This window comes from Oceanimonas aquatica (assembly GCF_030732065.1).
In the GTDB taxonomy this organism is placed as follows: domain Bacteria; phylum Pseudomonadota; class Gammaproteobacteria; order Enterobacterales; family Aeromonadaceae; genus Oceanimonas.
This window is the reverse complement of sequence record NZ_JAVBHX010000005.1, coordinates 88,994-114,506: the sequence shown is the minus strand read 5'-3', so window position 1 is coordinate 114,506 and position 25,513 is coordinate 88,994. Positions and strand designations below refer to the sequence as shown.

The window sequence follows — 25,513 nt, the reverse complement described above, 5'->3', positions numbered from 1 at the left end:
TTATGGCACAAGCAAGCACACTGATGGCCGCCGGCCAGCCGCTGATGGCGGGCGTAGGCAAGGCTCGGGCCCGCTGGCAGGGGCTGTCGGATCATCATCGCCAGGTATTGCTGCTGGGCAGCCTGGCACTCATCATCGCCGCCGTGGTGGTGGCGTTTCTGTGGCAGGCCGGGCGCAGCTTCGTGCCCCTCTATGGCAAGCAGGAACTGTACGATCAGTCCCGTATCGTCGAGGTGCTGGAGCAGGATCAAATTCCCTTTCGCCTGGATCCTCACAGTGGTCAGGTTCTGGTGGAAGAGCAGCAGCTGGGGCCGGTGCGCATGCGGCTGGCGTCTCAGGGCGTCAAGGCGATGTTGCCCTCCGGTATGGATGAGCTGGCCCTGAACACCGGCTTTGGCACCAGCCAGTTTATGGAAACCCGCCGTTACCGCCACGCCCTGGAAGGGGAGCTGGCGCGTACCATCATGGCGCTGGACTGGGTGCGTCAGGCCCGGATTCATCTGGCCATGCCCGAGCGCACCCTGTTTATCGGCCGCGCCGAGCAGGTACCCACCGCTTCGGTGATGCTGGACGTGGTCCCCGGCCATGGGCCGGATCCGGCCCAGGTGGAAGGTATCATCAATCTGGTGTCGGGCAGCGTGCCGGGCATGACCCGTAAAAAGGTGTCGGTGATCGATCAGAGCGGCCAGCTGCTCAGCGATGAGCTGTCGCTGAACGGCCAGAGCCGGGGCATGAGCCTGCGCCAGGTGGAATATACCCGCCAGCTGGAGCAGCAACTGGCCCAGCGGGCCCGGGACATGCTCTATCCGGTGCTGGGGGCCAGCAACTTTCGTGTACAGGTCACCGCCGATCTCGACTTCAACGCCGTGGAAGAAACCCGGGAGAGCCTGGATCAGACGCCGGTGCTGCTGCGGGAAACCGGCAGTGAAAACACCACCCGGAACAGCCTGGGGCTGGGCATTCCGGGCGCGCTGTCCAACACGCCGCCGAAAACCGATGCCGACGGTGAAGAGACCGAGAGCAATAACAATCAGAGCCAGCGCAAGCAGCGGGAGTACCAGCGTCAGTTTGAAAGCGGCCGCTCCGTGGTGCATACCCGCTACCAGAGCGGACGCATCAATCAGCTGAGCGTGTCGGTGCTGCTCAACAAGGGGGCGGCGCCGGAAGGGGGCTGGGGCGAGGACCAGCTCACTCAGCTGGGGCAAATGGTGCAGGGCGCCGTGGGCTTCAGCCAGGTTCGGGGAGACAGCTTTGCCCTGTCGAGCTTTGACTTTGCGCCCCAGGCGGTGCTGAGCGAGTTTCCGGATCAGCTGGCCTGGTGGCAGCAGCCCGAAACCCAGACCTATGCCCGTTACCTGCTGGGGGCCTTTATGGTGCTGGCGGTGCTGCTGTTGGGGGTTCGCCCGCTGGTGCGCCACCTGGGTACCAACCAGAAGGCGGCGGCCCTGCGTGAACTGCAGGCCACCCTGCCCGCAGCGGGCCAGAGTGAGGGCGCCACGGCGCTGGCGAGCAAAACCGACAGCGAGCGGCCCGGGCCGCACACCACCCTGCCCTGGGAAGCCGATGAGCGCGAGTGGCAACTGCCGCCGCCGGGCAGCGAGCTGACGGTGCAGGTGACTCACCTGCAACTGCTGGCGGAGCGGGAAACCGACAGGGTGGCGGAAGTCATCAAGCACTGGATTAAAGATCATGACTGAGCAAGTGACCGAGCAGGCCGCGGGCCTGACCCTGAAAGAAACCGAAAAGGCCGCCGTGCTGCTGCTGAGCATGGGTGAAAACGCCGCCGCCCGGGTGCTGCAGCGCCTGGACCGTGACGACGTTAACAAGGTGACCACCGCCATGGCACGGCTTGCCGGTGTCTCCGCCGAGTCGGCCCGGGGCACCCTGCAGGAATTCTTTGACCTCTATCGTCAGCAGAGCGGCATCAATTCGGCGTCCCGGGAATACCTGGAGCGCACCCTGGATCTGGCTCTGGGCGAGAAACTGGCCCGGGGCCTGCTGGACTCCATGTACGGCGACGTGGTGCGTCAGGAAATTCAGCGTCTGCAATGGGTACAGCCCGAGCTGCTGGCGCGCTTTCTGCAGCAGGAGCACCCTCAGATGCAGGCGGTGATCCTGGCCTTTTTGCCCGCCGACTCCGCCGCCGCCGTGCTCTCGCTGCTGCCCGCAGACAGCCACGACGAGCTGTTACTCAGGGTGGCCAACCTCAATGAAGTGAGCGAATTCGTGGTGGTGGAGCTCAAGGCGGCGCTGGCCCGCTGCATGGAGTTTGTGGCCCACAATGCCGGCGCACGGGTCGATGGCGTGCGTCAGGTGGCGGACATCGTCAACCGCTATCAGGGCAACCGCGGTGAGCTGATGGAGTCCATCAAGCTGCATAACGCGGAAAAGGCCGGCGACATCGAGCGCAACATGTACGACTTCACCAGCCTGGCCCGGCAGACCCAGGAGACCCTGCAGCGCATTGTGCAGGATCTGCCGCTGGAAGTACTGGGGCTGGCGCTCAAGGGCGCCGAAAGCCCGGTTCGCCGGGTGATGCTGGAAGCCATGCCCCGGCGCATGGCCCAGCAGATGGAGCAGGATATGCTGCGTCAGGGCGCGGTGGCCGTGAGCCGGGTAGAAAATGCCCGCCAGGACGTGATGAACCTGGTACGCGATCTGGTGGAGCAGGGCGAGCTGGAATTCCAGCTCTATGAAGAGCAGGTGGTGAACTAGTGACAGGACACACAAAGGGCACGCGCGCCTATCGCCGCTACCGCTTTCCGCCCCTCTACGGCGAGCCGTCGGTGCAGGAGGCGACCCAGGAAGAAGAGCCGCCGGCCTACAGTCAGAGACTGGAGCAGGGGTACGAAGAAGGCTTTCAGCAAGGCCGTAATGCCGGTCTTGAAAGCGGTCGTCAGGAAGGCCTGAAATTGGGGTTGGCTCAGGGCATGGAGCAGGGCACCGAGCAGGGCCGTCAGCAGGGCATGGCCCAGCTGCGCGAGCTGCAGCATACCCTGGCCGATGAGCTGCGCCAGTGGCAAAGCGGCGCCGAACAGCAGTGGCAGCAGCTGTCGATGTCGGCCCTGCGCCAGCAGCGGGAGCAACTGTGCGAGCTGGTGGAGCAGGTGGCCCGGCGCGTGATCCGTACCGAGCTGACCCTGAACCCGGAGCAGGTGCTGGCCATTGTGGAAGAAGCCCTGGCCGGCATTGATGCCCGCACCCAGGAACTGCAATTGTTCGTTAATCCCGACGACCGCGCCCGGCTGAGCGAGATCGGCATTACCGAGTGCCAGGGCTGGGCGCTGCATGAGGATGCGGCATTGGCGCCGGGGGACTGCCGCATCGAAACCGAAACCCTGACCCTGGAAGCCCTGACCGAAGAACGTCTGCAAAAGGGCATGGCTCGGGTCGCCCAAAGCCTGGATGCCCCCGATGAGCCTGCTTGAGCACCGGCTGCAGCTGGCCCGGGCCGCCCTCAGTGACGAGCTTGATATCGGCCAGGTTTACGGCCGTCTGCTCAGGGTCACCGGCAACCTGCTGGAAGTGTCCGGCTGCCGGCTGGTGCTGGGCCAGCGCTGTAGCATCGACACCGAGGGTGGCGGCGAACTGGAGGCGGAAGTGGTGGCCCTGGACCGGGAGCAGGCGCTGCTGCTGCCGCTGACCTCAGCGTCGGGCTTGTATACCGGCGCCCGGGTTCGCCCCTGTGCCAGCGAGGCCAGGCTGTCGGTGTCGCCGGCCCTGCTGGGGCGCATCGTCGACGGCCTGCTGCGCCCGCTCGATGGCCGGCCGCCCTCCAGGGGCCAGCCAGTCTCCTGGCATACCCCGGTGCCCAACCCGCTGTTGCGCCGCCGCGTGACCGAGCCCCTGGACGTGGGCGTACGCGCCATCAACGGCCTGCTGACACCGGGCAAGGGCCAGCGCCTGGGATTGTTCGCCGGCCCCGGCGTGGGCAAGAGTGTGCTGCTTGGCATGATGGCCCGTTACACTCAGGCCGACGTGGTGGTGGTGGGGCTGATTGGCGAGCGGGGCCGGGAAGTCAGGGAGTTTATCGACGACTGCCTGGGTGAAGAGGGCCGGGCCCGGGCGGTGGTGATCGCCGCCCCCGCCGATCAGAGTCCGCTGCTGCGGGTGCGGGCGGCGGAAAGCTGTCACCGGGTGGCGGAATATTTTCGCGATCAGGGCAAGGATGTACTGCTGCTGATGGACTCGCTCACCCGTTACGTGCAGGCCCGGCGGGAAATCGGTCTGGCGGTGGGCGAGCCGCCGGTGGCCCGGGGCTATCCGCCCTCGGCCTTCAGTGCCCTCACCGAGCTGGTGGAGCGCGCCGGCAACGGCGAGCAGCCCGAGGGCAGCCTGACCGCCTTTTATACCGTGCTGGCGGAAGGGGATGATCAGCAGGATCCGGTGGCCGATGCGGCCCGGGCGATCCTCGATGGCCATGTGGTGCTCAGCCGGCAGCTGGCGGAGCAGGGCCACTATCCGGCCATTGATGTCGGCGCCTCCATCAGCCGGGTGATGAGCAAGGTGGCGAGTCCCGAACATTTGGCTCGGGCGGTGCAGTGCAAGCGCTGGTTCGGCCTCTATCAGCAGATACGCGAGCTGCTGCCGCTGGGGGGCATTCAAAGTGGCAAAAGCCAGGAAACCGATGACGCCATCGCTCACTATCCGGCGCTGGCCGCCTTTTTGCAACAGGGCGAGCTGGAGCCGGTGAGCCTGGCGCAGACGTTGCAGCAATTGACGGAACTGACCGGAGGAGAGCATGCGTAAACGGCTTATTGGTCAGCAACGGGAGCAACTGGACAGCCTGGTGCAGCAGCGGGACAGACTGAATAAGCGGGCCGAACAATTGCAGCGCCAACAGTCGGCCCTGGAGCAGGCCAGAAATGGTCTGGCCGGTGCACCACTGGCCGCCAGTGCCATCAGTCTGCTGAATCAGGGACACATTCGCCAACAGCTCAATACCGTGATCGACGGCCACTTGCATCAGCTGAAAGCGGCACAGCAGGACAGCGAACGCCTGCAGCGGCTCAGCCGGCAACAGGCGGGCAAGGTCAAGGGACTGGAACTGCTGGAGCAACGCCGGGAGCAAGAGGCCCGGCGTGATGCGCAGCGACGGGAATGGGAAGCCCAGCTGGAGTGGTGTATCAGACCGGCTGATAAACCGCTTCGGTAACGCCCAGGCGCCGCTCCAGCCATTCCTTCTGGCTGGCCAGCAGCCGGCCATTGCTGTCGTTCAGGGCCCGGCACAAACGAGCCTGTTGCTGCAGACCCTGCCAGAGTTCACCGAGCCGCCCGGAGAGCGGGGCGGGCAGCTTGTGACAAAGCTGCTCAAGGGAAGCGGCACCGAGTTCGACCTGCAGGGTTTCACGCCGGGCGGCCAGGCCGGCCAGTTGTTCGGTCAGCCTTATTTGCCCGGGGTTATGACTCAGCAAGCCCTGATGATCCTGACCGGTGAGCAGGCGGGCCTGGTGTTGCAGCAGCCGGTGCAGGCGCCGGTAGCCTTCCAGCTCCTGTTGCAGCGCCTGCCAGAGTTGCTTCAGGATCACCTTGTTCATCGACGATGCAGCTCGAGTATGGCCTGGGACAGGGCGTCGAGATCCAGCGGCAGCTCGTCATTGGCGATGGCCTGGCGCAGCCGGGCGACCTTTTCCATGTCGACCTCGGGCAAGGCATTCAGGCTTTCCTGTGCCTGTTGCACCATGGCCAGCTCCGGGCTGAGTTCGGCCTGAGCCTGTTTACCCTGAGCCTGAGGCCTGGCCGTGGTCACCCGGGGGGAATCCTGGCTTGAAACCAGGGTCAGAGGAGGTGTGCGATGCGGGCTGATTTTCATATGAGGTTCCATTGTGTTTGCAGCTGTCTGTAATCAACGACCCCGTTGACGGCCATCTTTAACGCAGACTTTGTACCCGGTTTTTGTCTACGACTCTGGCTTGAATGACCTTGCCCGAGCCGGTGTTGCGCACCCGCACCAGCTCGCCCTGGCTGCCGTTACTCAAGGCCAGGCCCCGAGTAGTGATGGTAAAGCCGTCACCTACCGCCTCGATCACCACCTGTTCCTTCTTTTTGACCAGCCACGGTGGCGCCAGCAGCGCCGGATACAGAGGCTCCCCCGCCGGCAGATCCCGCAGCAGTCGCTGCCGGGGTGGCTGGCGCCCGGCCACAAAGCCCCTGTACAGCCGCTCCAGGCTCAGGCTCTGTAACTGCACTGCCGACGGCGTCAGCTCCTGCTCCCGGCGCAGGCGCTCGGCGGCCACCCACACCGGCATGCGCACCGTCACTTTCACCCGGGCGCGGGTGGTCCAGCCGGGCTCATCCGGGCAATGAACAAGATAAGGCACCCTGCCCCAGGGTTCGCCATCGGCCTGGGCCGGCTCAAAGCGCAGCGGCCGGGAGCACGCGGGCAGGCGGGATGCACCGGCGGGCAGCCAGGGCGTGAATTCGGCCTGGTAGGGCAGCCAGTCCTGCTCGGCGGCGTGCCGCGCCAGGCGTTGCTCGGCAGCCTGAGTCAGATCCCCGGCCAGCTCCGCCTGCACCGAGCAGGATAAGGTCAGCAACAGCAGCCAGGCCCGCTTTCCGGGGGGAAAAAGCCCTTCCCGAATGCACCGGAAAATGCCGGGGGTTAACTTGTAAATGTTTGAAAGTATTGTCATTTATTTGATGGCACAAATCTTGTAAGTCGAGGGCGAAACCAATGTGAGCAACTCGAAAGGTACAGCAAATGGCACTGGGGTTCGACAAGGCGCTGGGCATTCATCCACACGCATTATCGCTCAGGATGGACAGAACGCAATTACTGGCCGGCAACCTGGCCAACGTGGATACCCCCGGCTATCAGGCCCGGGATATCGACTACAAGGCGGTGTTGCAGCAGACCGAAAATGCCCTGCAGCAGGGCGTGGACAAGCCGGGTGTGCAGGCCGACAGCCTGTACCGGGTGCCTTACCAGCCGTCCCGGGATGGCAATACCGTCGAGCTGTCGGTGGAGCAGACCGCCTTTGCCGAAAACGCCATGGACTTTCAGACCAGCCTGACCTTTCTGAACATCAAGTTACGCGGCCTGCAACAGGCCATAGAAGGACGTTGATTATGTCGTTTCGCGGAGTTTATGACATCGCGGCCAGCGCCCTGCAGGCGCAGACCAGCCGCATGAATACCGTGGCCTCCAACCTGGCCAACGCCGGCTCGGTGGCCGCCAGTGAAGAGGAGGCCTACCGGGCCATCAAACCGGTGTTTGCCACCCTTTACCAGCAAACCCAGGCCGGCGAGCTGGCTGGTGCCAAGGTCAATATTGCCGGGGTGCTGCCCTCGGATCGTCTGCCCGAGCAGCGTTACCAGCCGGATCATCCGCTGGCCAACGCCGACGGCCACGTTTACTACGCCGGGGTCAATGTGATGGAAGAAATGGCCGACATGATGTCCGCCTCGCGCAGTTTTGAATCGGCGGTGGAGGTGATCGGCCGGGTCAACAGCATGCAGCAGGGCCTGCTCAACCTGGGGCAGCGTTAATCATGGCACTGGCAAGCATTAACGGGCTGGACAACGCCATGGGCAGCCAGAAGAGCGCCATCGCGCCGGGCAACGAGGTGGGCAACCTGCGCAGTGAATTTCTGCAGATGATGGTGGCCCAGATCAACAACCAGGATCCCCTCAACCCGCTCGACGGCACTCAGTACGTCACCCAGCTGGCCCAGTTCAGCATGGTGGAAGGCATTGAGCAGATGAAGTTGCAGGGGCAGCAGCAGGCCACCCTGCTCGATACCCTGCAGGTGCTGGGCAGCACCTCGCTGATGGGCAAAAAGGTCACGGTACCGGTGCAGTCCATCAGCCTGAGTGATGCGGAAAGCCTGAGCGGTACCCTGCCGGTGCCGGCGGGCACCGAGCAGCTCACCCTGGAGGTCTATGACCAGCAGGGCCAGCGGGTGCACCAGCAGGAGTGGACTTCTCCCACCGGCGATCAGACTTTTGCGCTGGCCGAGCTGCCTGCCGGTGAGTACGAGTTCAGGGTGACCGCCACTCGGGACGGCGAGAGCCTGTCGCTGTCGCCCTACATGGAGCGCACCGTGGAAAAAGTCAGCCTGCCTGCCGGGGGCGGCGACATCATGCTGGGACTGGCCGGTGTCGGCCAGATGTCATTGTTTCAGGTGACCGAGTTCGGTCAGTCCTAACACATTAAGGAAGTCAGTTATGTCCATGAGTATCGGCCTCAGCGGCCTGCGGGCCACCAGCCAGTCGCTGGGCGTGATCAGCCACAACATCGCCAACGTCTCCACCGCCGGCTTCAAGAGTGCCCGGGCGGAATTTGCCGCCGTTTACGGTGGCGGTCAGCCGGGCGGGGTAGAAGTGAACAACGTGTCCCAGAACTTCGAGCGGGACGGAGACGTGGTCAACACCGGCCGCGCCCTGGATCTGGCCATTTCCGGCAACGGTTTTTTCATGACCAGTCTGAACGGCCAGACCGCCTTTACCCGGGCCGGCACCTTTAACCGCGATGCCGACAACTATGTGGTGGCCGGCAATGGCATGCGCCTGCAGGGGTTCATGACCAACGAGGTCGGTGAGCTGCAGCAGGGGGTGGTCGAGGATCTGCGGGTGGACGGTGCCGGCCTGCCGGCCAAGGCCAGCACCCGGGTGGAATTTACCGCCAACCTGAAGGCGGACGCCGAAACCATCGACCCGGCGGTGACGCCCTTTGATCCGGCCGATGCCAACAGCTACAACTTTTCCCAGTCCAGTGAAGTCTTTGATTCGCTCGGCACCCGTCATGTGATGACCCAGTATTTCGTCAAGACCGCCGACAACACCTGGCAGGTGAATTACCAGATGGACGGCGCCGCCATGGGCACGCCTCAGACCATGACCTTTGACACCGCCGGCAAGCTGACTTCCGCCAATACCGTGAACCTGACCCACACCCTGGCCTCGGCCGACCCCCTCAACATCACCCTGAATCTGGAAGGCACCAGCCAGTATGCCGGCGACTTCAGCGTGTCCCGCAACCAGCCCGATGGCTACACCGCCGGCGAGCTGGCAGGGATTCGTTTTGAGTCCAATGGCGACATGTATGCGGTGTTCACCAATGGTCAGGATCAGCTCAAGGGCAAGGTGGTGATGGCGGACTTCGCCAACCCCAACGGCCTGCGTCAGGGCGACGGCACCAGCTGGTATCAGAGCTTTGCGTCCGGCGCACCCACCCTGGGTGACCCGGGTACCGGCACCCTGGGCAGCCTGACCGCCGGCGCCTATGAAGGCTCCAACGTCGAGCTGACCGGTGAGCTGGTCAACCTGATGACCGCCCAGCGCAACTACCAGGCCAACTCCAAAAGCATCAGCGCCGCCGACAAGATGACGCAGGTGCTGTTCAACTCCTTCTGAGGTCGCTGAATGGATCGTTTGCTTTATACCGCTATGTCCGGGGCCCAGCACGCCATGATGGCTCAGGGTATTCGTGCCAATAACCTGGCCAATGCCAATACCCAGGGGTTTCGCGCCGACTACGAGCAGGCCTCGGCCCGTTTTCTGAACGGTGACGGTCTGCATACCCGGGCCCTGGCCCGAAGCCTGCCTGCCGGCACCAACCTGGCTGCCGGCCCCCTGCAGCAAACCGGCCGCGAGCTGGATATCGCCATTCAGGGCGAGGGCTTTATCGCGGTGCAGAGCGGTGAGAATGAAGGCTACACCCGGGCCGGCAACATGCTGGTCAGCCCGGAAGGCGCCCTGACCATCAACGGCCACCCGGTGGTGGGGGAAGACGGCCCCCTGGTGCTGCCCGAGTTCAGCCGGCTTGAAATCGGCCGTGACGGCACCGTCAGCCTGACTCCACCGGGGGGCGGCGCCCTGATTGAAGGGGGCCGCATCAAGCTGGTGCGGCCCGAGGAAGGCCAGCTGCAAAAGGGTTTGGACGGCCTGTTCTACGCCGACCAGCCGGTGCCGCTGGCCATGGACGAGGACATTGCGCTGAAGCAGGGCTACCTGGAAGGGGCCAACGTCAACGTGGTGGAAGAGATGGTGCAGACCATGGCCCTGGGACGGCAGTTCGAGCTGCAGGTTCGGGCCATGAAAACCGCCGACGATCAGGCCCGGGCCGGCGCCCGGCTGATCCGCGGCAGCTGATCAACAGGGCTGCCGGCCTTCGGCAGCCGAGTAAACAGAACAGGGTAATTACGCATGCATGCAGCATTATGGGTAAGCAAGACCGGTCTGACCGCGCAGGATGCGCGCATGACCGCCATTTCCAACAACCTGGCCAACGTCAATACCGTGGGGTTCAAGCGGGACAGAGTCGCCTTTGAAGATCTGTTCTACCAGGTGCAGCGCCAGCCGGGCGCGGCGGCGGATCAGCAAAACCAGATCCCTACCGGCATTCAGATGGGTAACGGCGTCAAGGTGGTGGGTACCCAGAAGGTGTTTACCACCGGCAATTTTCAGAACACCGGTCAGGAGCTGGACATGGCCATTGTCGGCCAGGGCTTTTTTCAGATTGAGCGCCCCAACGGCGAGCTGGTGTATACCCGTAATGGCCAGTTTCACCGCAATTCCGAAGGCCTGATGGTCAACGCCGAGGGCCTGCCGCTGGTGCCCCAGGTTGAGATACCGGAAAACGCCATCAACGTCACCGTGGGCACCAACGGCATTGTTACCGCCAACCTGGCGGGGCAGGCCGAGCCTCAGGAGCTGGGCCTGATCACCCTGGCCAATTTCTCCAACCCCGCCGGCCTCGAGGCCATGGGCGGTAACCTGTATCGCCAGACCGCCGCCTCCGGCGAGCCGATGGAAGGCCAGGCCGGGGACGATGCCCTGGGCACCCTCAAGCAGGGCACCCTGGAAGGTTCCAACGTCAACGTGGTGGAGGAAATGGTGGACATGATCACCACTCAGCGCTCCTACGAGATGAACGCCAAGGTGGTGTCCGCCGCCGATCAGATGCTGAAGTTCGTCAGCCAGTCGCTGTGATGAAATCTCGTTATTGCATGCTGGCGGCCGTGTTGCTGATGCTGAGCGGCTGCACCACCTATGAGCTGATCCCGCCCGAGCCGGGCGAGGACGACTGGGCGCCAACGCCACCGACCGTGCCTGCTCACCAGCAGGCCCGCCATGGCAGTGCCTTCAGCAACCAGACCATGATCGCCCTGTTTCAGGACAGGCGCGCCTTTCGCGTGGGCGACATGCTGACGGTGTTGCTGCAGGAGCGCACCCAGTCCAGCAAGAAGGCCGACACCAGCCTCGACAAGAGCAGCAACATCGATATTCCGGTGCCGCTGGTGGGGCGCAAGCTGCGCACCAACCTGACGGTGGAAGGCGGTGCCGACCGGGACTTCAACGGCTCGGCCAGCACCAGCCAGCAGAACACCCTGTCGGGCTCGATCACGGTGACCGTGGCCGAGGTGCTGCCCAACAGCGTGCTTCGCGTGAAAGGGGAGAAGTGGATTCGGCTGAATCAGGGTGATGAATACGTGCGCCTGCAGGGGCTGGTGCGCATCGACGACATCGACAGCCAGAACCGGGTGCCGTCCCAGCGTCTGGGCGATGCCCGCATTACCTATGCCGGCCGCGGCGCCCTGGCCGACACCAACCAGGCCGGCTGGCTGTCGCGGTTCTTTAACAGCAGCTGGTTCCCCCTCTAGGAGCGAAGATGAAATATTCCTTTGTGATCATGCTCTGGCTGGTGCTCGCTGCTCTGGCGCCGGCCCGGGCCAGTGAGCGGCCCTTGCTGGACGTGGTGGACGTGCAGGGCATTCGCGACAACCAGCTGGTGGGCTACGGCCTGGTGGTGGGCCTGTCGGGCACCGGTGATCGCAGCCAGGTCAAGTTTACCGGCCAATCGATGACCAACATGCTGCGCCAGTTCGGCGTGCAGCTCGAAGACGGCACCGACCCCCGGCTCAAGAACGTGGCGGCGGTGTCGGTGCATGCCACTTTGCCGGCGCTGGCCGGGCGCGGCCAGACTCTGGATGTGACGGTGTCGTCTATCGGTGACGCCAAGAGCCTGCGCGGCGGCACCCTGCTGCTGACGCCCCTGCGCGGGGTGGACGGCCAGGTCTACGCCGTGGCTCAGGGCAACCTGGTGGTGGGCGGGCTCAAGGCCGAGGGCAACAGCGGCTCCTCCATTACCGTCAATGTGCCCACCGCCGGACGCATTCCCAACGGTGCGCTGATCGAGCAGGAAATTCCTTCGAGCTTTGTCAGCGAGCCGGTGGTGACCCTGAACCTGAAGGACGCCAACTTTCGCAGCGCTCGTAACGTGGAGCTGGCCATTAATCAGGTGTTTGGTCCCGATGTGGCCCAGGCTACCGGCCCCCGGGCCATTGAGGTACGGGCGCCGGCGGATGCCCGCCAGCGGGTGACCTTTATGTCGATGCTAGAAGATGTGCGCGTCGAGACGGGGCCCAAACGCCCGAAAGTGGTGTTCAACAGTCGCACCGGCACCGTGGTGGTGGGGCAGAACGTACGGGTGCGTCCGGCGGCGGTGAGCCACGGCGATCTGACGGTGACCATTACCGAGCGCTTTAACGTGAGCCAGCCCAATGCCCTGTCTCAGGGTGAAACCGCGGTCACGCCCGAGTCGGATCTCAAGGTGGATCAGGAGCCGGGCAAGATGTTTGTCTGGCCCGAAGGCACCGAACTCAATGAAATCGTACAGGCGGTCAACAGTCTGGGTGCCAAGCCGGATGCGCTGATGTCGATTCTGCAGGCACTGGACGAAGCCGGCGCCCTTGAGGGCGAGCTGGTGGTGTTGTAACGGGGAGCAAAACAACAATGAAAACCGAACAGAGCCAGTATCTTAACTGGCAGGGGCTGGAGCGCATCAAGCGCCAGTCGCCCGAGCAGGGGCTGGAAAAGGCCGCCGAGCAGTTTGAAGCCATGTTTTTGCAGATGGTGCTGAAAAACATGCGCTCCGCCACCGATGCCCTGCGGGATCCCGACAGCCCTTTTGCCCCGGGCCCTCAGCAGGCGATGATGCGTGACTGGCACGATGGCCAGATTGCCATGAACATGGCTTCCCAGGGCCAGACCGGGCTTCGGGAGCTGATGGTGAACCAGCTTGGGGGCCAGTTAAAGAGTGCCGCCGGGGCGGTCGTTAACAACAATGAGACCTCCCTTGCCGCCTTCAGCCAGCCGCTGCGGGTGGCCAAAAACGGATAATGTGAAATGGCGATGATTAACAATGGCCTGTCGGGGCTGCAGGCGGCCCAGACCGCCCTCAACACCATGAGCCAGAATGTGGCCAACGTGAACGTACCCGGTTACAGCCGTCAGGAAGTGCAGTTGGCGGCCCGCCAGACCGGCTTTGGGGTAATGGGCGGCAGCGGCGTTCAGGTGACCGGTCTGCGCCGGGTGGCCGACGAGTTTCTCACCGCCCAGTTGTGGCGGGCCGAGTCGGAGGCGGGCCAGCGCCGGCAGGTAAGCGATTACCTGGGACAGATGGAAACCGTGCTGGGCAGTGAAGACAGCAGCCTGCTGCCCGGGCTTAACCAGTTTTTCGCCTCCCTGCACGGGGCGGCGGAAACCCCCCAGAGTGTGGCGCCGCGCCAGCAGATCATCGCCTCCGCCAAGGCCCTGGCCCAGCGCTTCAACCACCTCAGCTCCCAGCTCGATGCCCAGGAGCGGCGAGTGCTGGATCAGCTCGATGCCACCAACAGTCAGGCCAACAGCCTGCTGACCCAGGTGGCGGAGCTCAACGAAAAAATCAAGGCGGTGGGCGCCAAGGGCGGTAATGTTGGCATTCTGGAAGACAGTCGTGACGAGACCCTGCGCCAGCTTGCCGGGCTGGTGGATATTCGCTCGTCCCGTCAGGCCGACGGCACCATCAATGTCAGCCTGACTCAAGGGCAGCCACTGGTCTTGGGTAACCAGGCGGCGCAAATCAGCCGCGACGATACCCAGGTATCCGTGCATTTCAGTGGCCAGGACTATCCCCTTAACGGGGACATCGGCGGCAGCCTGGGCGGGCTGATGCTGCACCGGGCACAGCAGCTGCAACCGGCCCGTGACGAGCTCGACACCATTGCCGAAGGGATGGCCGACCAGATTAACCAGCAGCTGGCTCAGGGGGTGGATCTCAACGGCCAGCCGGGTGCGCCGCTGTTCAGTTTTACTCCCGGTGATGGCGCCGGCAGCCTCAAGGTCAGTGACGGTTTTACCCCCGAGCAGCTGGCCCTGTCCGGCAGCACCAGCCCGGGGCCGGGCAACAACGATAACCTGCAGGCCCTGCTGGGGCTGGAAGACGGCAGTTACGAAAGTTATCGCGGCCTGGTGGGCGATCTCGCCATTACCAGCGCCCAGTGGCAGGCCGATGCGGCGGCGTCCGACAATATTCGTATTGAGGCCCAGGCCCGGCGCGATGGCGTGAGCGGCGTCAACCTCGACGAAGAAGCCATGAACATGATGAACTATGTGCAGAACTACCAGGCCAACGCCAAGGTGATCGGCACCGCCGATCAGCTGTTCAATACCCTGCTGAACATGATTTAACGGGAGCCGATATGCGCGTCAGTACAGGACAAATTCAGCGGATCATGATGCAGAGCATGCAGCAGGGCGGCGCCGACTACGGCAAGCTGCTGCAACAGATGGGCAGCGGTGACCGCATCATGAAGCCGTCGGACGATCCCCTCGCCACGGTACGGCTGCAGGGGATCGACAAGGAAATCAGTGCCATCGAGCAGTACGAGAAAAACGCGGTACAGGTCACCAGCCGGCTGGGCCAGCAGGAAACCCAGATCGACGCCATGAAGGACATACTGCTGCGCCTGCGGGACATGACGGTGGAGGCGGGTAACGGCACCTACAACCTGGAAGAGCGCCGGGCCCTGACTCAGGAGATGGAGTCCCTCAAGGCCACCCTGCTGGATCTGGTCAATGCCCGCAACGAAGAGGGGCATTACCTGTTTTCCGGTTCCCGGACCGACGTGCCGGCGGTGGCCGAAACCGCCCCTGGCGTGTTCACCTATCAGGGGGATGACTACCAGCGCCAGGTGACCATTGCCAACGGCGTGACTGTGGCCGCCAACGACACCGCCGAAGGGCTGATGTTCAACGGTGGCAACCTGCTGCAGGAGGTGCACGATTTTATCGGGCTGCTGGACACCGCCACCGGCAATATCGGCACTTCGGTGGCCGACATGCTCAACAGCCTGGACAAGGGCATCGGCAACCTGACCCGCACCCTCACCGACATTGGCGGGCGCATCAACGGCCTGGAGCAGGTGGTGGCCACCCATGGTGAAATGAAGGTGTTCGGCCAGGGCCTGCACAATGAGCTGTCGGCACTGGATTACGGCGAAGCGGCCATGAACATGCAGCAGATGCTGCTGGCGCTGCAAAGCAGCCAGCAGGCCTTTGTGAATGTGAACAAGCTGTCGCTGTTCAATGCCGTGTAAGGACATCTGATGCAACTCGCCAGCACGCGCCCCGGCGCGGTTCAGACGTCGCTTGATCCCGCCGGTGGCATTGCCGCCGCGCCCGGCCTGGCCGACAAGGCCGACAGCAGCAAAGCTCTTTCTGGTTCTCCTGCCGGGCTGTCGGCGCCGGGCCGCTATCAGCAATGGGGCAAGCTCAGTCAGGCCCAGTCCAGCGTGGCCCGGCTGCAGGCGGCGGAGCAATCCCTGAGCCAGGCCTGGCAGCAGTTGCGCACCCTGGCCCAGCGCATGCAGGCCTCCACCATGAGTGCCGACCAGCAGCAACAATGGGGTGAGCAATTGTCGCGGCTCAGCGACCAGCTGCAACAGCAGGGCCGGCTCGATGCCCGGCTGCAACCCAAGGCACTGGAAGGCAACGCCGCCCGTCATCGCTTTCAGCTCGACAAGGTGGATCTGCTGGGCGTCAAGGGCACGCGGGAGCGCATTACCCTGCTGCTGGCGGGCCAGCAGCAGGCCATGGGCATTACCATTCGGCCCGGCCAGCGGCCCGCCGACACGCTTGGCCAGCTTAACCGCCATTTAAAACCCCTCGGCATCGCAGCCTCCGCGGAGCAGGGCCGGGTACAGCTGGTGGCCACCGACAGAGCCGAGGCCATTTTGCGCCAGCCCATATTGATGCAGGGCGAGGGCGTTCGTGTGCCGGCGGGTGAGCCGGTGCTGATCAAGCCCACTCCCGAGTCTGATGCGCTGCTGCCTCTGCAGCAGGCGGCGCGCAAGGGAGAGCTGGCCAGCGAACGGGAGCACCTGCAGCGGGTACTAAACCACATTCAGGACTACACCGCCCGGTTACAGGAGCAGCGCCGCTTTATTTTGCAGCAAATGTCTGCTGAATGGCCGGCGGTGCCAACCCCCACCGGCGAGGCGCCACTCGGCAACCGCGGCAGCCCCTTTGAAAAGCTGGTGTCGGCCCTGGTGGCTCAGGCCAACGTCGCCCGCCATAACGCCGTGGCGTTATTGCGCAAGGAGTAAGCCAGCTTCGCACTTGTTAAACTCCGGCATTGTCTGCCGGAGTTTTTCTTTTTTCAGTATTCATTCGTTTTAGCTCTCGCGTTTTACTTCTCACCTCTTTCGCTTTACGACTTGCAAATTTTTTTATTTTTTCTTTCAAGTTGTCCCAATTCGTCGCCGTTTTAAATGGGTGAATCAAGCCAATCATGCTTTTAAAAAGGAAACGATTATGGGCCTGTCTATTCATACCAATTACACCGCACTGGTCACCCAGAACACCCTGAACAGCACCAACAAAATGCTGGGCACCGCCATGGAGCGCCTGGGCACCGGTTTCCGCATTAACAGTGCCGCCGATGATGCTGCCGGCCTGCAGATCGCTACCCGCCTGCAAGCCCAGAGCAACGGCATGAGCGTGGCCATGCGCAACTCTCAGGACGCCATCTCTCTGCTGCAGACCGCCGAAGGTTCTTTCGATGAAATGACCAACATCGTTCAGCGCATGAAAGACCTGTCTACTCAGGCGGCGAACGACACCAACAGCGCCGACGATCGCAAGGCCCTGTCTGCCGAGTTCAACGAACTGGGCAAAGAGCTGGCCAACGTCATGACCAACACCCAGTATGCCGGCGAAGCCCTGTTCGACGTGGCCGGTACCGGTGGCAAGTTCGGTACCGCCGGTGGTATGACCTTCCAGATTGGCTCCAGCTCCGCCGAAGCCATGACCATGGACGTATCCACCGAAGTGGGTGCCGTGGCTACCGCCCTGGGAGCTCTGAACGCCCAGTTTGCCGCTGCTCCCGCTGCCGATGCCAAGCTGGAAACCCAGGCCGGCGCCAGCGGTGCCATCGACCTGGCCAATACCGCCCTCGATGCCATCGGTACCGTGCGTGCCCAGTTTGGTGCCAACATGAACCGTCTGGAGCACACCATCAACAACCTGTCCAACATGCGTGAGAACAACGAAGCCGCCAAGGGCCGCATCATGGATGCCGACTTTGCCCAGGAAGCGTCCAGCATGTCCAAGAACCAGATGCTGATGCAGTCCGGCATGTCGGTGCTGAGCAATGCCAACCAGATGAGCGGTCTGGTGATGTCTCTGCTGCGCTAAGCGCGGATTAACGGGGCCGAAGCATCGGCCCCGGTTGTGTTCCTTTCTTTTTTGCCGGGCGGTAATACCGCCACAGGTACGTCTTCTTTCTTTTTCGGCCCACTGTTGTGGGCCGCTTTTTTATTTTTTTTGTTTCTGCTTTTCCCTTCTTTTTATTATTCAAGTCACAGGTTGTCGTTGTCGTTGTTCGAATAATAAGTACGCAGTTATTTATTATTTCGGAGGTGGCGATGTTTGGAATGAACGGAATGGATCCGTCCTCAATGGCACAGATGCTGATGTCGGCGGACCGGGCTCCCCTCGACGGCCTGCTGCGCACCCAGCGCGGCCAGCTGAGCGCCCAGAAAGAGGCCTACAGCCAGATCAAGGGAAAGCTGCAGGCATTGCAGGATGCCATCAAGAGTCTTACCACGGGCACCGGCCTCAGCAGTCAGTCGGCCAGTTTCAGTGCCGAAGGGTACGCCAGCGCCACGGTGAAATCGGGGGCGGCCAATGCCGACTATCAGCTTTATGTCAAACAGCTGGCTCAGCCGGATCAGTACTCTCTGGCGCTGGACGAGAACTGGACCGTACCCAGCCAGGGCCTGCTCGATATCACCCTCGATGGCCAGACCCTGAGCCTGGATCTGTCGACCCTGGATCCGTCCACTGGTCTCTCCGGTCTGCGGGACGCCATCAATCAGGCGGCAGACAACAACGGCGTGCAGGCGTCTCTGGTGCGGGCCGATGGCCAGACCCACCTGATGCTGACCGGCAGCAAAACCGGTGCCAGCCAGGCCATGACCATCAACCTGAGCGGAGGTAACGGTGAAGCCGCCTACACAGAGCTGCAAACCGCCATCACCAACAAGACCCAATTGTCCGGTGCCCAGGATGCAGTCATCGAACTCGGCGGCGCCAGCGGCTTGCAGGTGTCGAGCAGTACCAACACCTTTGATGGCCAGATAGACGGCCTCACCCTGACGGTGACCAAAGCCCACGCTCAGGATGAATTCGGCAATTACACCGATGCGCCGCTCGGGCTCAGCGTGGCGACGGATCAGGCCGCCATTGAGGAGTCGCTGAGTGGCATTGTGGACGCCTACAACGCCCTGGTAAGCGAGGTGCAGAAGCACACCCAAAGTAAGGAAGGCAAGGGGGCCGCGCTCGCCGGCGACAGCATGGCCCGGGGCCTGCTGGGGCGGTTGCGCGGTACCTTGTCCAATCCGCCCGCCGATTTCAGCCTGGCACAGCTCGGCATCAAAACCGACCGTTACGGCAAGCTGTCCCTCGACACCGCCGCCATGGCCAAACTGCAGGAAAGCCAGCCCGGCGCACTGGAAGAGGCCTTTACCGGTGCCAATGGCCTGCTGACCCGGCTGGAGGCCGACGCCAAACCCTATCTGGATCGCAACGGCACCCTGGTGCAGCGGGACCGCAGCCTGCAAAGCGGTCTGGACCGCATTGCCGACCGGCAGGAAGCCCTGGATATGAGAATGGACAAGGTCTATCAGCGCTATCTGTCCCAGTTCACCCGCATGCAAACATTGGCACAGCAAATGCAACAGACCATGAGCATGTTTTAACGGAGCCAGGAGCTGACCATGTTTGATGCCGATGCCGGCCTTGATATTTACCAGCACACCCAGACCGATGCCCGCGCCGCTCAGGCCTCGCCCCGGGAGCTGGTACTGATGCTGATGGACGGACTGATGGATGAGATCGCCCGGGCCGAGGGCCATATTGTTGCCGGCCGGGTTGAGCAAAAGGGCAAGTCTATCTCCAAAGCCATTGATATTATTGGAGGTTTGGACAGCTCCCTGGACATGAACAACGGCGGTGAGCTGGCCCTCAACCTGCATGCCCTGTACGACTTTTGCGGTCGCCAGCTGTTCAGCGCCAGCGTGAACAACGATGCCTCACTGCTGGAGCCGGTAAACAGAGTGCTGACCGATTTGCGTGACGGCTGGCAGGGTCTGGGCAGCGAGGTACCGGCATGACGCGGGAGCGGAATGGTTCCGGTCCCGCGGCGGAAGCGGCGATTCCTTCCGCTGCCGGCGTGCGGGATGAGGGCGGTCGCTCCGAGCTGGCGCCCATCTTTGCCCGTTTGCTGATGCTGCAACAGCGTACCGCTCAGGCGCTGGATGCCGGCCAGTGGGGCTGGCTGAGTGAACTCGACAGCCAGCTGCAAAAGGCCCTGACCGAACTGGAACCCTACCGGGCGCAACTGAACCCCAAACAAACCAGCCTGCTGCAGCGGTTTGCCGAGCAGTATCGCCAGCACTGGCGCAAGGTCAGCGAGCAGGCCGGTGAGCTGGATCGCCAGCTTGGCCGCTTGCGCGACCAGCGCCAGGGCTCTCTGGCCTATGACTGGGTCAGCCAGCTGGAGGACGGAGCGTGATGTCATTGCCTGCGGCCCTGCCGGCACAGGGCAGGGCGGCGCCGGCGGGGGCCGGCAACAGCGTCATGGCCGGAGCCGATGCCCGGACGGAAGCGGGCGGCTTTGCCGGTGTGGCCGAACGCATTCGCAGCCGCCTTGATTCTTCCGCCGTGACCGGTGAGGCACTGGCCCTGCCGGCGGATGAGCCGGTGAGTACCGGCGTCGAACCCGAACACACACCGGCTGCCGAAGGCGCCGAAACCGACGCCGGCGTTGCCCGGAAAGATGATGCGGCCCCGGACATCGTTCAGTCCGATTCGAGCCCGAATGATGAGCTCATTCTTCGCGACGAGGGCGCTCTCGACAAGGAAGAGAGCGCGCCAGCCGATACCGGCACAAATACCGCTGTTGAAACCGAAGCGAATGCTCAGGCGGTGATATCGGTTTCAGGGCTGAGTGAGCCCGAGCCCGATGCGGTGCCTGCTCCTCAGGCTCAGGCGGCTTCCGCCGAAGCGCCGGTGCAGCTCTGGCGCCTGCGTGAGCAGGCCCAGACCAGAGGGACTGAGCCCCGGCATACTCTGCCCGACACCGCGGCTCGCCAGACCTCCAGGTTGCCCGAGCCCAACGCCCTGCTGCTGCAACGTCTGAGCGGCAGCGAAGCGGCACCTGCTGCGCAGGCAGCAACCAGCCCGGCCACCCCAGAGGCGCCTCCGCTCTTTGCTCATGCCCTGTCCGCACTGCGCACGGCCCCCACCGGCAGTCACGAATGGGCGCCGGTGCAGTTGCAGCCCGGTGACAAGGCCGCCCTCGGCGAACAGCTGCTACAAACACTGAAAGACAAGGTGGAACTGCAACTCAACCAGCGGGTACAGCAGGCCCGCATCAAGCTGGATCCGCCCGAAATGGGACGCATGGAGCTAACCGTGCGGCTCGAGGGTGAGCGCCTGCATGTGCAGATCAACGCCAGCCACAGCGGTTTGCGCGACGCCATTACCGCCCAGGCCGACCGGCTGCGTCACGATCTGCTGGCCCATCACGGCGCTGGCGTGGAAGTGCACGTGGGTCAGGATGGCCGGCAGGAGCAGCCCCCCTTATTTAACCAAGACATGCAAATCGGTGCGGCAGTGGCCGAACCGGAAGACGAGCGTGCCAGCGGGCCCATGGGCCTTGGCTGGATCAACGCCCTGGCCTGACAGAGGAAACCAATCAAGTGGCTAAAAAATCCCGTTCCCCCCTGATGATGGCATTGCTGCTGCTGGCGGTACTGCTGACCGGCATGGGCGCCGGTACCTTTGTGCTGGCCGATTACCGGCAGCAACTGGAAGCGGATGGCTGGCTGGCCCTGTTCAAGTCGAGCCCCGAGCCCGAGCCGGTGACCGAGCCGCAATTTCAGCCATTGGAGCAATTCGTGATCGGCCTGCCCGGCGCCGAGCGTAACCATTATATGGTGCTGGAGCTGGCGCTGATGAGTCGCCGGCCACAGCAGGTGGCGTTGTGGGAAGGCGTGCTGCCGGCCTTGCGCAACACTACCCTGACCTACTTCAGCGGCTTTGATCACGAGCAGGTACAGGCGCAGTTGCAGGACATGAGCAAATTCGAGAGTGAACTGCAGGTGGCATTGAACCAGCGGCTGCAGGGCTATGGCTATGCGCCGTCGGTGGAAGCCGTGCTGATCACCAAGCTGGTTATTCAATAGGAGATGGCCATGTTGCTGGAGCAGGAATGGTCCCGGGACTGCGATGCGGGCACCCACAACGAAAGCTACTGGCTTAATCAGTACCTGCCGCTGGTCAAGCGGGTGCTGGGCCAGCTCAGAAACCAGGTCAACACGGTGATCGACGCCGACGATCTGTCCCAGATTGGCATCATGGGGCTGCTGGAAGCCATTCGCCGCTATGGCGGCCCGCCCGATGAGGGCTTTGCCGGCTTTGCCTTCAAACGGGTGCGCGGGGCCATTCTCGACGAGCTGCGCCGCCACGACTGGCGCCCGCGCCAGCTGCGCCAGCAAAGCCATCAGTGTGCGCAGACCGAGCGCGAGCTGATGCGCAGTCTGGGTCGGCGCCCCACCGAGACCGAGCTGGCCGATGCCATGGGGGTGGAGATGGACGAGTTGCGAAACATTCTTTACGCGGGCCAGATGGCGGAAATGGACAGCCTGCAGCAATTGCTGGAGCACGGCCATGAGCCGGCCCAGGATGAAGCCCTCGACCGGCTGGAGCAGCAGCGCCACATTCGGGCGCTGCTGGGCCGCCTGCCGGAGCGGGAGCAGCGGCTGATGTCGCTGTATTACCAGCACGATCTGAACATGAAGGAAATCGCCCTGGTGCTGGATTTGACCGAATCCAGGGTATGCCAGCTGCACAAGCAGTGCCTGGCGTTGTTGAACCGGGAATTTGCCCAGGGTGGAGAAAAATAATGCAGAAGCTCGCAGGTATCGCCGTTATTCTGGTGTGCGTGTTTGGTGGGTTTATCATGGCCAACGGCAAGCTGGCGGCGCTGTGGCAGCCGGCGGAGATCGTGATCATTCTGGGTGCCGGCCTGGGGGCCTTGATCCTCGGTAACTCCGGTGCCGTGCTCAAGGGCATCTGGCATCAGCTCAAGGCGGTGGCCCGCGGCCAGAAAAACGATGCCGAGCTGTATCGCCAGTTGCTGCCGCTGCTGCACCAGCTGTTGCAGGAAACCCGGCTCAAGGGCCTGAAGGCGCTCGATGGCCACGTGGAGTCGCCGGGTTCCAGCCCGCTGTTCGGCCGTTACCCATTGGTGGCCGAGAACCCCGAACTGCTGGGGTTTATTATCGATAATCTGCGCATGCTGGGCATGGGCAAGCTCACCGCCCATGAGCTGGAAACCCTGCTGGAGCAGGAAATCGACGCCCTGGAAGAAAGCATGCTCAAACCGTCCCATGCCATGGCCAAAACCGCCGACGCCATGCCCGGTTTTGGCATTCTGGCGGCGGTGATGGGCATCATCATCACCATGCAGCACCTGGACGGTCCCCTTACCTACATAGGGGTGCACGTGGCCGCGGCCCTGGTGGGCACCTTTCTCGGTATTTTCGTCTGTTATTGCCTGCTGAGCCCGCTCAGCAACGCCATGGAGCAGTGGGTCAGCCGGCGCATTACTGCCCTGGAGTGTGTGAAATCGGTGCTGGTTGCCCATGTCGGCGGCAAGTCGCCGTTGCTGGCGGTGGATGCGGGCCGCAAGCTGATTGAGCAGGACATCAAGCCCGGCTTTATCGACATGGAGTCCTGGGTCAGTGAGAACGACAACAACAATAACGGTGCGGAAGCGGCCTGATGCGCGAACACGGAACTGTTATCGTCAAGCGCCGGTCGCGCAATAAGGGGGAGGCCAGTCACGGTGGCGCCTGGAAGGTGGCCTTTGCCGACTTCGCCCTGGCCATGATGGCCTTGTTCATGGTGTTGTGGATCCTGGCGGTATCGAGCGAACAGGAGCGGGAAACCGTATCCAGCAAGCTGCGCGATTACTCGGTGTTTGAGGGCAGCACCAGTCCCTACCTGCTGGGCGGCACGCCCTTTCCGGTGGATTTGCAGGGCCAGCCGCTGGAGCAGATCCCCGGTCAGGCCACCGAGCTGCAGGATATTTCCCTGGCCACCGAGCCGTTGCAAAGCCCCGCCGAGCTGCGCCCGGGCCGGGTGGAAAGCGAGCAGGACAAGCGCCGGCTGGCGCTCCTGATCGGTGAGCTGGCGGAACGTCAGGGCATGGAAAACAACCTGGAGCTGGATATCGTGCCCGAAGGATTGCGTATTCGCATTCACGATCAGAGCGACCAGCCCATGTTCACCCGTGGCAGCGCCCGCATGGAAAAGGAGTTCGAGCAGTTACTGCATACCCTGGCGCCGATTTTTGAAAAGGTGGAAAACCGCCTGGTGATCTCCGGCCATACCGACTCGGTGCGCTACGTCAGTCAGCACTATTCCAACTGGGATCTGTCCGGTGCCCGGGCGCAGAATGTGCGCCAGCTGCTGGAGCTGTCCGGCGTCCCCCGTGAACGGGTGCTGCAGGTGGTGGCCATGGCCGATCAGGCGCCCTTTGACCGGGACAACCCCACCTCCGGTGACAATCGCCGGGTCGAGCTGCTGCTGCTGAGCCAGCAGGCAGAGCAATTGTTGCAGACGCTGTTTGAAGCGGGGCTGCCCGACGGCATCTTCAACAAGCAGCAGCAAAGTGCCCGTCTGGCCGCCGAGGCAAAGCCGGCGATCATCACTCAGTAAGGGCGCCAGCCCGGTGGGGCGTCCTGGCTGAAGACAGCCCCCACTTCCCCAAACAGGCCGCCGGCGCCGGACAAGTCCAGCCCCGCGGCCTGCGTCGTAAACAGCGGTTGCGCATTAATGGGTACCAGCCGCTGTGCCCGGTGTTGACCGGTGTGGCCCACAAGAATCGAGACTTCCCGCTCCGCCGGCACGCTGTTCCCTTTCAGGGCCAGGTTCTGGGCCTTCAGCTCCTTGACCGTGACTCCCAGCCGGTGCGCCAGGGTGCTCAGTGACAGCGGGCCTTTGACCTTGTGCTCGGTCAGTGACGGCCGGCTGGCCCTGGGGGGCCCCAGCAGCTTTTGTACCGCCAGAAAGCGGGGCACATAGCGCCGGGTTTCGGCGGGCAGCGGCAGCTGCCAGAAATTACGGCTGCCGCTGCGCTTCATGGCCCGCCGCACCCGTCCTTCGCCGGCGTTATAGGCCGCCAGGGCCAGCAGCCAGTCGCCGTCGAAATAGTCATGCAGCCAGGCCAGGTAGGTGAGCGCCGCCCGGCTGGCGCTGAGCGGGGCCAGCCGGCCGTCGTAGTCGTCGTTCACCAGAATGCCAAAGCGCTCTGCCGTGGCCGGCATCAGCTGCCACAGTCCGGCGGCGCCGGCGGGCGACAGGGCGCCGGGCAGATAGGCGCTTTCCACCACCGGCAGCCAGGCCAGCCGGGCGGGCAGACGATGGGCGCGCAGCAGCGGCAGCAGGTGGGGAAGCCAGGCTTCCGCCCTGGCGCGGCTGCGCTCGAGGTAAGCCGGATGGCGGCGCAGGTAGTCGAGCTCTTTTTTGACCGCAGGATGAGCGTACAGCCCTTCGTCAAAGGAAAAAGCCGAAGCCGGCGTGGCCCAGAGCCACAGCGCAAACAGAGGAAACAGAATTTTCATGGCGAAGTGACTAGCAAGTTGCGTACCCGGTCGCAAAGCCGTTTGATGCCGGCCTGGTGGCGCATGGGGAATCCGGTTTTTCACTCGCTGGGAACCCGGTCTCGCACCCGGTTTCATTTCGCATCGCATTTGGCCGTTTGTCAGGATGGGAGACTTTATTCCAAGGAGACACCATGCGCCAGCCCCAGGGGCTGCGGCCGACCCTCGGACGCCAACTGCATAAACTGACCCTTTATCTTATCGTGCTGCAGCCACTGTTGTTGCTGCTCTACGCCTGGCGCGCACCTTACATGCGGCTGGGGGAATTTGCCCTGGCCAGCCTGCTGTTGCTGGGTTACCAGTGGGCCATGGGCCGGCTGCTGTTTTTGCAGGCCCGACGCAGCAACGACGGCTACCTGGTGTATCCGGTGGTGGGGGCGGCCCTGCTGCTGGCCCTGCTGGTAATGCTGGCGGCGCTGAACCAGCGATTTTGATTTGCATCAAATAACCCTGGGGTTGGCGGTGCGTCGAATGACGCCCTCACATATAATCGCCGCTTTGGAAACAGGGAGAGTTCC

At 63.3% G+C, this 25,513-nt stretch carries 32 protein-coding genes; 27 read left to right on the top strand and 5 right to left on the bottom strand.

Features of this window, described 5'->3' with window-relative positions:
* The first annotated feature begins 2 nt into the window (after positions 1–2).
* From fliF to Q9290_RS08850, 5 genes are read left to right on the top strand one after another with little or no spacing between them, the layout of a single operon-like run.
* On the top strand, positions 3–1,697 hold the full coding sequence (fliF, locus tag Q9290_RS08870) for a flagellar basal-body MS-ring/collar protein FliF (protein WP_306079289.1): 1,695 nt from the start codon (positions 3–5) through the stop codon (positions 1,695–1,697).
* A complete protein-coding gene (locus tag Q9290_RS08865; protein WP_306079288.1) occupies positions 1,690–2,715 on the top strand; it encodes a FliG C-terminal domain-containing protein in 1,026 nt (341 codons plus the stop codon). The genes fliF and Q9290_RS08865 overlap by 8 nt, the downstream gene beginning before the upstream one ends.
* Positions 2,715–3,428, top strand: coding sequence for a FliH/SctL family protein (locus Q9290_RS08860; protein WP_306079287.1), 714 nt, complete (start codon positions 2,715–2,717; stop codon positions 3,426–3,428). Before Q9290_RS08865 ends, Q9290_RS08860 begins: the two co-directional genes overlap by 1 nt.
* Positions 3,415–4,749 carry a FliI/YscN family ATPase gene (locus Q9290_RS08855; protein ID WP_306079286.1) on the top strand — a complete coding sequence of 445 codons (1,335 nt, stop codon included), beginning with the start codon at positions 3,415–3,417 and terminating at the stop codon, positions 4,747–4,749. Before Q9290_RS08860 ends, Q9290_RS08855 begins: the two co-directional genes overlap by 14 nt.
* On the top strand, positions 4,742–5,155 hold the full coding sequence (locus Q9290_RS08850) for a hypothetical protein (RefSeq protein WP_306079285.1): 414 nt from the start codon (positions 4,742–4,744) through the stop codon (positions 5,153–5,155). Before Q9290_RS08855 ends, Q9290_RS08850 begins: the two co-directional genes overlap by 8 nt.
* Here the strand turns inward: Q9290_RS08850 and flgN are convergent.
* The 3 genes from flgN to flgA are packed head-to-tail and all read right to left on the bottom strand — an operon-like array spanning position 5,127 to position 6,536.
* Positions 5,127–5,537 (bottom strand): flagellar export chaperone FlgN, encoded by a 411-nt coding sequence (gene flgN / locus Q9290_RS08845; protein ID WP_306079284.1) that lies wholly within the window; start codon positions 5,535–5,537, stop codon positions 5,127–5,129. The two genes, Q9290_RS08850 and flgN, sit on opposite strands and share 29 nt — an antisense overlap.
* Positions 5,534–5,812 carry a flagellar biosynthesis anti-sigma factor FlgM gene (flgM, locus tag Q9290_RS08840; RefSeq protein WP_306079283.1) on the bottom strand — a complete coding sequence of 93 codons (279 nt, stop codon included), beginning with the start codon at positions 5,810–5,812 and terminating at the stop codon, positions 5,534–5,536. Before flgM ends, flgN begins: the two co-directional genes overlap by 4 nt.
* Before the next feature lie 58 nt (positions 5,813–5,870).
* Positions 5,871–6,536 (bottom strand): flagellar basal body P-ring formation chaperone FlgA, encoded by a 666-nt coding sequence (flgA, locus tag Q9290_RS08835; protein ID WP_306079282.1) that lies wholly within the window; start codon positions 6,534–6,536, stop codon positions 5,871–5,873.
* Between the two features lie 164 nt (positions 6,537–6,700).
* Here flgA and flgB point away from each other — a divergent pair, with 164 nt between their 5' ends.
* Genes flgB through Q9290_RS08775 form a run of 12 tightly spaced genes read left to right on the top strand, consistent with a single transcriptional unit; the run spans position 6,701 to position 16,367 of the window.
* Positions 6,701–7,066: a flagellar basal body rod protein FlgB gene (gene flgB / locus Q9290_RS08830; RefSeq protein WP_306079281.1), complete on the top strand. Its 366-nt coding sequence runs from the start codon at positions 6,701–6,703 to the stop codon at positions 7,064–7,066.
* Positions 7,067–7,068: 2 nt separating this feature from the next.
* Positions 7,069–7,488: a flagellar basal body rod protein FlgC gene (flgC, locus tag Q9290_RS08825; RefSeq protein WP_306079280.1), complete on the top strand. Its 420-nt coding sequence runs from the start codon at positions 7,069–7,071 to the stop codon at positions 7,486–7,488.
* Positions 7,489–7,490: 2 nt separating this feature from the next.
* On the top strand, positions 7,491–8,147 hold the full coding sequence (locus Q9290_RS08820) for a flagellar hook assembly protein FlgD (RefSeq protein ID WP_306079279.1): 657 nt from the start codon (positions 7,491–7,493) through the stop codon (positions 8,145–8,147).
* A 19-nt stretch (positions 8,148–8,166) separates the two neighbouring features.
* A complete protein-coding gene (gene flgE, locus Q9290_RS08815; protein ID WP_306079278.1) occupies positions 8,167–9,354 on the top strand; it encodes a flagellar hook protein FlgE in 1,188 nt (395 codons plus the stop codon).
* A 9-nt stretch (positions 9,355–9,363) separates the two neighbouring features.
* Positions 9,364–10,092, top strand: a complete 729-nt coding sequence (locus tag Q9290_RS08810; protein ID WP_306079277.1) for a flagellar basal body rod protein FlgF — start codon at positions 9,364–9,366, stop codon at positions 10,090–10,092.
* 54 nt (positions 10,093–10,146) lie between these two features.
* Positions 10,147–10,932, top strand: coding sequence for a flagellar basal-body rod protein FlgG (gene flgG, locus Q9290_RS08805; protein WP_306079276.1), 786 nt, complete (start codon positions 10,147–10,149; stop codon positions 10,930–10,932).
* Complete coding sequence (gene flgH / locus Q9290_RS08800; RefSeq protein ID WP_306079275.1) at positions 10,932–11,603, top strand: flagellar basal body L-ring protein FlgH; 672 nt, start codon at positions 10,932–10,934, stop codon at positions 11,601–11,603. The genes flgG and flgH overlap by 1 nt, the downstream gene beginning before the upstream one ends.
* A gap of 8 nt (positions 11,604–11,611) precedes the next feature.
* The gene (fgIL, locus tag Q9290_RS08795; protein ID WP_306079274.1) at positions 11,612–12,718 is read left to right on the top strand and encodes a lateral flagellar basal body P-ring FlgIL; all 1,107 of its coding nucleotides are present in this window, start codon (positions 11,612–11,614) and stop codon (positions 12,716–12,718) included.
* A gap of 17 nt (positions 12,719–12,735) precedes the next feature.
* The gene (locus tag Q9290_RS08790; protein ID WP_306079273.1) at positions 12,736–13,122 is read left to right on the top strand and encodes a rod-binding protein; all 387 of its coding nucleotides are present in this window, start codon (positions 12,736–12,738) and stop codon (positions 13,120–13,122) included.
* Between the two features lie 6 nt (positions 13,123–13,128).
* A complete protein-coding gene (gene flgK / locus Q9290_RS08785; RefSeq protein ID WP_306079272.1) occupies positions 13,129–14,451 on the top strand; it encodes a flagellar hook-associated protein FlgK in 1,323 nt (440 codons plus the stop codon).
* Between the two features lie 11 nt (positions 14,452–14,462).
* A complete protein-coding gene (gene flgL / locus Q9290_RS08780; protein WP_306079271.1) occupies positions 14,463–15,359 on the top strand; it encodes a flagellar hook-associated protein FlgL in 897 nt (298 codons plus the stop codon).
* A gap of 9 nt (positions 15,360–15,368) precedes the next feature.
* Positions 15,369–16,367, top strand: a complete 999-nt coding sequence (locus tag Q9290_RS08775; protein WP_306079270.1) for a hypothetical protein — start codon at positions 15,369–15,371, stop codon at positions 16,365–16,367.
* A gap of 16 nt (positions 16,368–16,383) precedes the next feature.
* Here the strand turns inward: Q9290_RS08775 and Q9290_RS08770 are convergent, their stop codons facing one another.
* Entirely contained in the window at positions 16,384–16,593 is a 210-nt protein-coding gene (locus Q9290_RS08770; RefSeq protein ID WP_306079269.1) for a hypothetical protein, read from the bottom strand.
* On the opposite strand from Q9290_RS08770, the gene lafA reads away from it, so the two are divergent.
* The 9 genes from lafA (at position 16,576) to Q9290_RS08725 (ending at position 24,051) form a co-directional block, all read left to right on the top strand.
* Positions 16,576–17,457 carry a lateral flagellin LafA gene (gene lafA, locus Q9290_RS08765; RefSeq protein WP_306079268.1) on the top strand — a complete coding sequence of 294 codons (882 nt, stop codon included), beginning with the start codon at positions 16,576–16,578 and terminating at the stop codon, positions 17,455–17,457. The two genes, Q9290_RS08770 and lafA, sit on opposite strands and share 18 nt — an antisense overlap.
* A 230-nt stretch (positions 17,458–17,687) precedes the next feature.
* Complete coding sequence (gene fliD, locus Q9290_RS08760) at positions 17,688–19,022, top strand: flagellar filament capping protein FliD (RefSeq protein WP_371930910.1); 1,335 nt, start codon at positions 17,688–17,690, stop codon at positions 19,020–19,022.
* 18 nt (positions 19,023–19,040) lie between these two features.
* Entirely contained in the window at positions 19,041–19,436 is a 396-nt protein-coding gene (gene fliS / locus Q9290_RS08755; RefSeq protein ID WP_306079266.1) for a flagellar export chaperone FliS, read from the top strand.
* Positions 19,433–19,837, top strand: coding sequence for a hypothetical protein (locus Q9290_RS08750; protein ID WP_306079265.1), 405 nt, complete (start codon positions 19,433–19,435; stop codon positions 19,835–19,837). Before fliS ends, Q9290_RS08750 begins: the two co-directional genes overlap by 4 nt.
* Positions 19,837–21,009, top strand: a complete 1,173-nt coding sequence (locus tag Q9290_RS08745) for a flagellar hook-length control protein FliK (RefSeq protein WP_306079264.1) — start codon at positions 19,837–19,839, stop codon at positions 21,007–21,009. Before Q9290_RS08750 ends, Q9290_RS08745 begins: the two co-directional genes overlap by 1 nt.
* 17 nt (positions 21,010–21,026) lie before the next feature.
* Positions 21,027–21,512, top strand: coding sequence for a flagellar basal body-associated FliL family protein (locus tag Q9290_RS08740; RefSeq protein WP_306079263.1), 486 nt, complete (start codon positions 21,027–21,029; stop codon positions 21,510–21,512).
* Between the two features lie 9 nt (positions 21,513–21,521).
* The gene (locus Q9290_RS08735; RefSeq protein WP_306079262.1) at positions 21,522–22,232 is read left to right on the top strand and encodes a FliA/WhiG family RNA polymerase sigma factor; all 711 of its coding nucleotides are present in this window, start codon (positions 21,522–21,524) and stop codon (positions 22,230–22,232) included.
* Entirely contained in the window at positions 22,232–23,113 is an 882-nt protein-coding gene (motA, locus tag Q9290_RS08730) for a flagellar motor stator protein MotA (protein WP_306079261.1), read from the top strand. The genes Q9290_RS08735 and motA overlap by 1 nt, the downstream gene beginning before the upstream one ends.
* Positions 23,113–24,051 (top strand): OmpA family protein, encoded by a 939-nt coding sequence (locus Q9290_RS08725; RefSeq protein ID WP_306079260.1) that lies wholly within the window; start codon positions 23,113–23,115, stop codon positions 24,049–24,051. The genes motA and Q9290_RS08725 overlap by 1 nt, the downstream gene beginning before the upstream one ends.
* Here the strand turns inward: Q9290_RS08725 and Q9290_RS08720 are convergent.
* Positions 24,045–24,956: a lytic transglycosylase domain-containing protein gene (locus Q9290_RS08720; RefSeq protein WP_306079259.1), complete on the bottom strand. Its 912-nt coding sequence runs from the start codon at positions 24,954–24,956 to the stop codon at positions 24,045–24,047. The genes Q9290_RS08725 and Q9290_RS08720 overlap by 7 nt on opposite strands.
* A 173-nt stretch (positions 24,957–25,129) precedes the next feature.
* Between Q9290_RS08720 and Q9290_RS08715 the strand changes: the two genes are divergently transcribed.
* Positions 25,130–25,429: a hypothetical protein gene (locus Q9290_RS08715; RefSeq protein WP_306079258.1), complete on the top strand. Its 300-nt coding sequence runs from the start codon at positions 25,130–25,132 to the stop codon at positions 25,427–25,429.
* Positions 25,430–25,513 lie beyond the last annotated feature (84 nt).